At 61.1% G+C, this 9,157-nt stretch carries 9 protein-coding genes; all 9 read right to left on the bottom strand.

Going from position 1 to position 9,157, the window contains the following annotated elements:
* Positions 1 to 209: 209 nt before the first annotated feature.
* Entirely contained in the window at positions 210 to 503 is a 294-nt protein-coding gene (locus ABJK70_RS15415) for a hypothetical protein (protein WP_077730653.1), read from the bottom strand.
* 71 nt (positions 504 to 574) lie between these two features.
* Positions 575 to 1,795 (bottom strand): cytochrome c peroxidase, encoded by a 1,221-nt coding sequence (locus ABJK70_RS15420; RefSeq protein WP_086133510.1) that lies wholly within the window; start codon positions 1,793 to 1,795, stop codon positions 575 to 577.
* Between the two features lie 1,077 nt (positions 1,796 to 2,872).
* A complete protein-coding gene (locus ABJK70_RS15425; protein WP_347258399.1) occupies positions 2,873 to 3,550 on the bottom strand; it encodes a hypothetical protein in 678 nt (225 codons plus the stop codon).
* Between the two features lie 28 nt (positions 3,551 to 3,578).
* Positions 3,579 to 4,859 (bottom strand): hypothetical protein, encoded by a 1,281-nt coding sequence (locus tag ABJK70_RS15430; RefSeq protein ID WP_347258400.1) that lies wholly within the window; start codon positions 4,857 to 4,859, stop codon positions 3,579 to 3,581.
* On the bottom strand, positions 4,856 to 5,632 hold the full coding sequence (locus tag ABJK70_RS15435; protein WP_347258401.1) for an outer membrane lipoprotein-sorting protein: 777 nt from the start codon (positions 5,630 to 5,632) through the stop codon (positions 4,856 to 4,858). The genes ABJK70_RS15430 and ABJK70_RS15435 overlap by 4 nt, the downstream gene beginning before the upstream one ends.
* A 27-nt stretch (positions 5,633 to 5,659) precedes the next feature.
* Positions 5,660 to 6,886, bottom strand: coding sequence for an FtsX-like permease family protein (locus tag ABJK70_RS15440; protein ID WP_133717189.1), 1,227 nt, complete (start codon positions 6,884 to 6,886; stop codon positions 5,660 to 5,662).
* On the bottom strand, positions 6,877 to 7,593 hold the full coding sequence (locus tag ABJK70_RS15445) for an ABC transporter ATP-binding protein (RefSeq protein ID WP_086133513.1): 717 nt from the start codon (positions 7,591 to 7,593) through the stop codon (positions 6,877 to 6,879). The genes ABJK70_RS15440 and ABJK70_RS15445 overlap by 10 nt, the downstream gene beginning before the upstream one ends.
* A 59-nt stretch (positions 7,594 to 7,652) precedes the next feature.
* Entirely contained in the window at positions 7,653 to 8,330 is a 678-nt protein-coding gene (locus ABJK70_RS15450; protein WP_347258402.1) for an SDR family oxidoreductase, read from the bottom strand.
* On the bottom strand, positions 8,324 to 9,157 hold an 834-nt coding region (locus ABJK70_RS15455), incomplete at its 5' end, for an SDR family oxidoreductase (RefSeq protein ID WP_347258403.1). The genes ABJK70_RS15450 and ABJK70_RS15455, both read right to left, overlap by 7 nt.

A 9,157-nucleotide genomic window follows, 5' to 3' on the forward strand; every position in this document is an offset into this window, starting at 1 on the left:
TCCTGGTATTTCGGGCCGCCGCCCAGGCCCGGTACACGCCCGGCCTGGGCTCACGCGGCTTGTCGCCGCGCCGGGGCATCCCTGCCCCGGATTAACCCGGCCTATATTTATAGGCCGGGTTAATAGGCGAAGTCGGGTTCAGCGCCAACGACGTATTTTCCTAAGGTAAGCCTAATGACGATCGCTGAGCAACTCGCGCGTGTCGATTCTCACCGAATCAAGGCGGCGACGCACGATGCAAAACCTTTCGCCTCTTCGGGCAGTTCGGCGCGTTCGGCCGGGAGAGTGGGATCGGAAAGCGTAAACGACCCAGCCATCTTCGGGCTGGCGCCGGTTGTGTCTACGCTTCCCGCGATGTTGAAGGAATAGGACTTCCCGGCCGGCAGAAAGCCGATACATCCTTCGATAGTGTTTCCGGTACCCGCACTGTGGACTATGGCGAATGAGCTCAGGAGAGCGAGACTTCCAACGATTCCGATCGTGATCAAGATAAGATTTTTCATATTTCTTCTTCTTTTTTGATGACTCGCGAGGCGGTCACCGAGCCGCGTCAGCGGCCCGGTGGACGACCAAGTTAGGGGTGGTATCCATCCGACAGTGTCTTCAGAAAAGCGACGATCGCATCCTCCTGATCGTCGGTCAGATGAAGATTGCCCAATTCGTCGGTGTTTACATTCACGGGAACTTCCGGTGCCGGCCAGCAGTCTTGAGCCAGCGCATCCGCTTCCGTCGTGAACGGATTGAGACAAGTCGGTTTGGCATCCCGAGTGTTGTAGAAATGAACGATCCCTTTCAAGCTCTTGAAATACCCGTTATGTGCAAAAGCCTTGACGAAACCCTCATACGGCCGCTTGTCGACGTTGCGCAGCGTGGGCACCTTTTGTTTGCCCAGGTTGGCCGGTGCAAATTGCTGATAATCCGAGCGGTTCGCCAGGAATTCGCCGAGACCGAGGTCGATCCAGCCAAAACCCGCGGCGTTGAACTCGGACTGGGTATAGAAGGGGTTGTCGGGATTGCGGGGCACGCCGATGTTGTCATAAGTGAAGTCGGTGAACAGCGGCGGCTGGCCGTTGGGACCCGGATCCACGACATGGCAGTTCACGCATTTTCCTTTGCCTTTAAATAGGTTAAGCCCTTTCTTCTCTTGCTTGGTCAGTTTGACCACGCCTTTTAGATAATAGTCGTATTTCGAGGTAAAGGCGTTCGACTCGGGCGAGGCCTCGAAGTCGGCGACGGAGCGCGCGATGCGGTCGAAAGCGGCGTCCACCTTGTCCGGATCGCAGGCATCCGATCCCCAGACTTGCTTGAAAAGGCTCGCGTAGGAGCTGCCGCAAACTCTCGAAACGACATCGGCCGGCGCGGCCAGGGCTTGCTCCAAGGGATTGAGGAAAGGGCCTTGTGCCTGGTCCGCGGCCGGGTTGCCCAGTTTTTCGCCAGTGGCGCGGCCGTCCCAGAAGTTGCCGCCGATGAATAATGCGTCCTTCTTTTCGATTACATAATGCAAGACCGGGCTGGGGGACGCATAGGCCGAACTGGGCGGTTTGCGGTTGCCGAATCGGCCGCTTATGGAACCCTCATACACCGTCCCGGCTGCGTTGAGCGCGGAGTCGGGGCCGGTCCAGCCCGCCTCGGGCGCGTGGCAGGCAGCGCAGGCCTGGTTGCCGTTGACGGATAGATTTTCGTCGAAGAATATGGACTTTCCCAACTCCTCGGATGGCGTCAATGCCTGCGTCACAACGGGCTCTGCCATCAGGCACAGGCTTAGCGCGTAAATGGTGACCGTCTTCTTGCTCATGTAATCTCTCCTCCTGTTTGAGATCATCCGACTACGTTGTACGTCAGCCGAATCCAAAATGTGACAGACGCTCAAGCGTCGGCCGATTTGTCCCTCTCCAATACCGCTTACCTCTATCGAGCATCGCACCGATTTGGCCCTTCACCGGTCTGCCGGCCACACTCGACAGCCGGTCTCGGGCCGATACGTCAAACCGCCGGCACTTGTCGGGTCACTTGGGCGTAGGTCAACTCGACGGAGCTAGAAAAAACGAGCTGAACGGCTGGTCCGGAATTGCAGCTCGAACAAGCTGGGAACGCCGCAATGAAAGCGAAATTTTCCGGTGCGATACCGCGCTAGGAAACGCCCAAAGAGCATGACGGTCAAGTCGGTGAAATACGGAAAACCTTGTAGGACTAGGCTTACACGCCAAACCCCCTCAAGTGAAGCCGGCTGGACGGGGAAATCTTTCCTGACATGACCCGGCGGGAGACATGGCGGTGGATCGGCAAGGGATTGCCGACCCACCGCTTATTTTCGCCTACATATTGAAGCGCGGCGATTGCCCAATCCACTCTGCCAGGCGTTAGGTAAGCTCTGAACAAGTGGATTCCGTTCATGCCCTTCGACAGGCTCAGGAGAGCGTTCGACAAGCCTGTCCTGAGCCTGTCGAAGGACTTAATCAGAGCTTCCTTAGTGAAAAATGCCCACTAAAGACACGATTGCGATGGGAAAGGCAGACGTGCCGCAGGCGATCACTCGTCGCCAAAAATTGGTCGTTTTGGTGACGAGGGCGCCCCAAAGGTTTTGGTAAAAAGGGCGGCGCGACCGCGTGGAAGCCTAAGTACATTCAGGGAAGTCTTGCGGCATACGCACCACTGCAGGAGAAATCCGCCAATCGAACTAATTTGTCGAGATTCCGCAAAAGTGTATGGAATGTACTTAGAGCGTTTTTCATCCCGGTGTACGGCTTCGTGTCGGGAGGGAAGAACGTAGGTCGGCAATCCCTTGCCGACTTATCGGCTCGGCAAAGGGTTTTGTCGGCAAGGGATTGCCGACCTACCTGTCGGGCGCTCTGACACCCAATCGGAAAATGCTCTAATGGTTCGGCGGCGTCTGGGCTAATGCCGCGATTTCCCGTTTCGCCCGCTCGACGCCGTCGGGGTCTGCGTTCAGCGCGACGATCCGCTGCCAGTAGTCCGTCGCGGCTTGCGGGTTGTTCCGCAGGGCTTCGATGCGGGCCGCCGTCTCGAAAAAGGCGGATCGGGCCGACGGCGGGTAGGCATCCGGTCTCGTCTCGATCTGTTTTTCCAGGCGTGCCCGGGTATCGAGGGCACGTTGCATGGAACCGTACATGTCGACCTCGGCGTCCGTATTCATCTGCACGAGCAGCACCGTGAAGTCGTCAGGCGCCTTTTGGGCGGCTTCGTCGAGGTCCTTCAGACAATCCCAGACCAAATAGAGTTTTTCCATGCCGAGCAGCCAAGGTCCGGTTCGGCCGGCGATCTTGCATTCGTTCGCTGCGAACCAGGCTTTCGCCGTCATATCGTCCGGATTTTCCTTGACGAGTTCCCGGAGCAGCGCGTCGGCCTCGTCGATCCGATTGTGCATGAAGTCCAGGCGCGCCAGTTCCAGTCGACTGTCGTAGTCGATCTGATGCTCGATCGCCCGGCGCAGCTCGATATCCGCCGAGGACCACGGCGTCTCCGGAAATTCCTTTCCGCAGCCGCCGATGAAGGCGGCCGCCGCCACGGCAAGCACTGTCTTTTTTTTCATCGTGAACACCTTCAGGTAGTTATCGAAATCAAAGGTAAAGGGCGAACCCGGAATACACGACGAAACCGAAGGGGATATCTTGGGTTTCCGATCCGGATGCGCCGCCGTAGTATTGGCCGCCCATGAGAATGGCCGCCCGGTCGAGTATCGGGTAACGCAATAATCCGCCGAGCAACACGCCCTGATCCTCGATTCCGTAACGGAGGAAGGCGCGGGCGTCCAGGTCGCCGATCAAATGGCTGTCGGAGATGCGGGCGAACAGATAGTGGCGCTGCATGCGGCCGAGCAGCGTGTTCGCCGTGCCCAGGAATCCGCCGGCCGCAGGTCCCAGGGGGGAGTCGAGCAGCGGCGTGCTCGATCCGGCGGCGTCTTCCAACCGGTCGAACTCCCCTTCGCTATAGCCTTCGCCGTTGTACAGATATTCCACGATAACGTTGACCAGGCTTTCGGTCGTGTACTGTCCGCCCAGTAGGAATTGCGGCCGCCATTCGCGTCGGTCGTCGCGGTCGAATACATAAAAACTCTCGGTTCCGCCGGGCAGGTCGATGCGTCGCGGCAGCGCCGTCCGGCGGCGGTCGCGCACGCTGAATTCGCCGTGCAGTTCGAGCTTGTCGCCGATCGCGGCCGAATAAGATCCACCCACGAAATTCATGTCTCCGATACGGGCATAGGTGAGCGCCGCGTCGCTGCTGGTGAACTGCTTGCGCAGGCGCAGGGCGTAGGCCCACTCGTAGCGGTTATCCGGTCCGTAGACTTTTTCCCGAGACTTATGGTTGAGCGTGTAGGCGCTGGCGCCCCAGCCGTCCTCCCCGGTCCAGTCGAGGCTGGCGTAGACCTCGCCGTTCCGCTTGTACGAGAAAACCCGGTCTTCGAAATTCAGCTCCTGGTCCTGGAACGGATTGCTGGGGTTCCAGATGTAGCCGGGACCCCACTTGAAAATGTCGACGCCCCCGCTGAGCACCACGTTGTCGGAAACGTTCCAGTCGAGCGCCGCCGCCTGCGTGTAGAAGTCCGCATCCCCATCCGTGCTGCGTATCCGTTCCTGTCCCCAGAAATCGCCCCGTAGCGTGAAGGGGCCAGAGCCGTAAATGGGCGACAGGCGCAGCCCCAGGATGCCCGTGTGCGCCGGGAAATCCAGAATCCGCCCGTCCGGATTGAAGGGCGTGTCGTCGCGGGGCGGCGCATACTGCCACGCGGCCTCGGCCTGTCCGCGAACACCCACACCGCCCAGGTCGAAGGCCGGGGCCGAGGGGCTGAAGGAGGCTGCCGTCAGCATGAGAGCGATTGCGCCGTGGCGGGTCGATTTCATCTCAGCCTGCTGAGCGCCGACACGGTGAACCGGGAAACCGGGAGTTCGGTGACCTTGAACTGCGAATATTCCATGATGGTCTTCTTGCCCGCGCTCAAGGGGTTCTGGATCTCGATGGTGACCAATTGCTCCTTGCCGCCCAAGTCGGGAAGCTTCTCATAGCGCGTATAGCGCGCCGTTTTGAGCAGCTTTCCGGTAGCCGCGAAAAACTCCGCCTGGTAGGGCATGAAGTTCTTCTCCTGTATCCAGAGGTGCAGTTTGTCGTAGGTCGCGAGACTGTCGGGCTTGGCCTTCAGTTCGAGGACGTGGCAGGGGATGCCGTCCACGGTTTCGCGCCTCAGGTAGGTCGGATCGTAGTCGCCGGAAAAATCGGTACTGGCGACGTCGCCGTTGGAGGCTTCGCCCAGCAGCCGCTGCTGTGGCGTGATACGGATGGGCTTGCTGCTCAAGGGCGAGTGGAACCAGAGGTTGCTCTGATCCATCAGGAGCGCCTTGCCCCGCTCGCTGACGGGATCGGCGTAGATGATCAGCGAGGTGTGGGCATTCAGGATCTCGGCCTTGAGCAGAAAGATCTTTTCGGCCTCGTCGGGCTCGATGCTGCGCAGCTTGAGTTCGAAAGCAAACGATTTGCCTTTGAAATTGCGGTATTCGTCGGCTTTCCGAAGCAATTCGACCGCCGACGGAGTTTCGCCCGTCGGCATGTCTTCGGCCGCCACGGAAGCGGACAAGGCCAGCAGCAGAGCGCCGGTCACGAAGAATAAAACGGATTTCATGGGTGTTTCCTCACGAATGGGTAGTGATCAAACGTATCTCAGAGCATCGACGATGGATTTCCGAGCCGCCTGCATGGCCGGCACCAGGGTGGCGAACAGGGCGATCAGGGCGACCGCGCCGACCGAACCGGCCCAGATCCAGGGAACGTACGCGATGCGGAGCGGATAGCCCTTGGATGATCCGGGAGGCGGCGGCATCATGATCTCGAGGGCATTCAGCGAATAGGTCAGGGCGATACCCGCGAGGACGCCCAGTACGGCGCCGAGGACGGCCAGCATCAGGCCTTCGGTCAGGAACTGCCGGACGATGCCGCCGCGATGGGTGCCCATGGCGCGCAGCGTGCCGATCTCGGCGGTGCGCTCCATGACCGTGACGATCATGGTGTTGGCCACGCCGAACACCACGACCACATAAATCACCAGATTGATGAACAGGAAAAAGCCGTCGTATAGATCGACCACCTTCTGGTAGAAGGTGGCCAGCTTATGCCATTCGATCCATTCGATGCCGAGGTCTTGCGCCCGGCTGCGGTCGGCCACGTCCGCCACCACCGCGTCCAAGGCCATGGTCTCGTCCAATAGCGCCACGACGGTGTCGACCGACTGGGTATTGAGGAGTTGCTGCGCGTGCGGGAGCGTCATCATCATGGCGGCATCGTCGTATTCCTTGGCGAAGCTTTGGAAGATGCCCTGGACCGTCACGTCGACCGCATTCATCACTCCGTTGACGGTGGACGCGAGTAGCGAGAGTTGGTCGCCGACCTTGACGTTGAGCGCCTGAGCCAGACCTTCCCCGAGCAATACGCCCTCGGGTTCCTCCTCGTCCAGATCGGTGCCGTCTATGATCGTCAGCGCGGAGTTGATCAGCGTCTCCGTCTCCGGATCGACGCCGCGCACGATGGCCGCCTGGCTATTCTTTTCGTTACCCAGGAGCGCGGTAAACTCGAGCCTGCGCGAAGTCATTTGTACGTGGGGGTTGCTCTCCAGGAGCGCCTTGACCCGTTCGGCCTGCTCCAGCGGCATGCGGTAGCGGTCGGGGTCTTGCCTATGGTTCGCTTCGTAGCCCGCGCGGTGGATTTGGAGATGCCCGTACTGGCTGCGAATCACGGATTCCCGAAGGCCGATATAATTGGCCTCGACGAAACCGCCGAACAGGATGATGCCGGTGACGCCCGAGAGAATCGTCAGTAGGGCGAACAGCGAACGACGCTTGTGGCGGAGAATGTTGCGCCAGGCAACCTTGATCAGAAACATGCCGCCGTCCTCCCCTGAGTTCCCGCCGTCGCGTCGTTCTCGATCTTGCCGTCCCGCAGCAGGATGCAGCGTTCGGCATTTTCCAGAAGTTCCCGGTTATGGGTGCAGATGATCACCGTCGAGCCCTGCTCGCGAGAGAGGTCCAGCATGAGCTGTATGATCGCTTCGCCGGTAGTGGAATCCAGATTGGCCGTCGGCTCGTCCGCGATGAGAAGGCGCGGATGATGGACCAGCGCGCGGGCGATGGCGACCCGCTGCCGCTGCCCGCCGGAGAGCTCGTTCGGATAGTGCTTGGCGTGTCCGAGCAGCCCCACGGCCTCGAGCATGCCTTCGACCCGGCTGCGGCGTTTCTTGGCGCTTTTCTCGCCGTTTAGGAGCAAGGGATATTCCACGTTCTCGAATACCGTCAGCACCGGCAGCAGATTGAAATTCTGAAAAACGAAGCCGATGTAGCGCGCGCGGAAGTCGGCTAGCGCCCGATCGTCGGCGGAGGCGACATCGCGTCCCGCGACGACGATACGTCCCTGATCGAAGCGGTCGAGACAGCCGATGATGTGGAGCAGCGTCGATTTTCCGCTGCCCGAGGGGCCGCCCAGGAACAAGCGCTCGCCTTCGTTCACGGCGAGGGAAACGCCGCGGAGCGCATGCACCTGGCTCTCGCCGAGCCAGTAGGTCTTGTGCAATTCGCTTATTTGAATGAAGCCCATAGGTTTTTCGTTCTCGTGTGATTCGCTCGTGGTCTTTGAAACTCGCGGCATTCCCGTGTCTAGATGATCAAACCGTCATCCACCCGCAGCACTTGCCCGGTCATCCAATGGCCGCCGCGAGCGAGATGCAGGATATTGGCGGCGAGATGGCCCGGATTGCCATGCCTGGCAAGCCCCATCACCTTGAACAACATCTGTTCGTGGACCGTGAGCCGGGCGCCGGTGTCGATGCCCTCGATGAAGCCATGACAGAGGACGTTGACGGCGATCCGGTAGCGGCCGAGTTCCTTGGCCAGGCATTTGCTCATGCCGATCAGCGCGCCGCCCGCGGCGGACCCGGCCAGGAAGCCTTCGCGCCCGCTGCTGGCGGCGTCGTCGCAGATCACGATCACGTTGCCTTCGACGCCGTCTTTGGCCATTCTCGGCGCGAGCGCGCGTACCGCGAGGAACAGCCGCTGGCTCGCAGTTATCGCTTCCGTCAACACGCGATCGGGATCGGGATCGGGCTCGGCCGAGGCTTGGCGCATGCGGTCGAGAAAGACCAGCGCATCGATTCCGCCGAGCGCCGCGTGAGCCGCTTCGGCCGATCGTTCCAGACGTTCCGTAGCCGATTCGGCATTCGTCGCGTCCGATTCCTCGGAGTGGTGGACCGTGGCGCCTTGCGCGGCCAGCATGTCCGCGAGTGCGCCGGCGTAGGTTTCGCGCCCCAGGAGCCAGATACGGGGATGGCTTACCATGTGACCAGCCCCCCCGTGACGTTCAAGACCGTTCCGGTGATGAAGCCGGCTTCGGCCGAGGCAAGGAACAGGGCGGCACCGACCAGATCATTAGGGGTGCAGCTGCGCTTGATCGGCGTGCTGCCCATGATCGCGGCGCGCACCTGGGGTTTCATGACATCGGCGATGCCGCCGTCGAGGACCTGCGGCGCGATGCAGTTGGCGGTCCAGCCGCGGCCGGCGATTTCCCGCGCCAGTCCCTTGGTGTAGGCGATGACCGCGCCTTTCGCCGCCCCGTACAGCGAACGCATGGGTTGTCCCACCAGGCCGGTGATCGAGGTGATGTTGATGATGCGGCCGTAATCTCCGGCGGCGCATCTGCGCCGCATTGCCTCGCACAGGTAGACGACCGGCGCCAGGTTGCCCCGCAGCATGAGGTCCGCATCGCGTTCGGTCAGCATCATGATCGAATCGTCGCGCGCCGTGCCGATGCAATTGATCAGGACGTCCACGCCGCCCAGCCGATCGAACGCCCGATCGAACAGGTTTTCCGCCGCTTCGCGGTCGGTCAGGTCGGCCTGCGCCGGAAAGGCGCGGGACTGCCCCCGCTCTGCGTTGATGCGCTCGGCCAAGCGCTCGGCGGGGCCGCTGCTCCGATGGTAATGCAGGCAGACCCGTGCGCCCGCGTCGGCGACGGCTGCGGCGATCGCCGCACCTATGGCGCCGCTGGCGCCGGCGATCAGCACGCGGCGCCCGGCGAGCGATGCCGGGCCCGATCCGGTGACGGAGCCGCCCGTCGCTCGGTTGGTGTCTGTATTCGGCATGATGAGTCGATGTCCTTCCGATAC

Origin of the sequence: Methylocaldum sp., from assembly GCF_039794385.1 — a bacterium.
In the GTDB taxonomy this organism is placed as follows: domain Bacteria; phylum Pseudomonadota; class Gammaproteobacteria; order Methylococcales; family Methylococcaceae; genus Methylocaldum.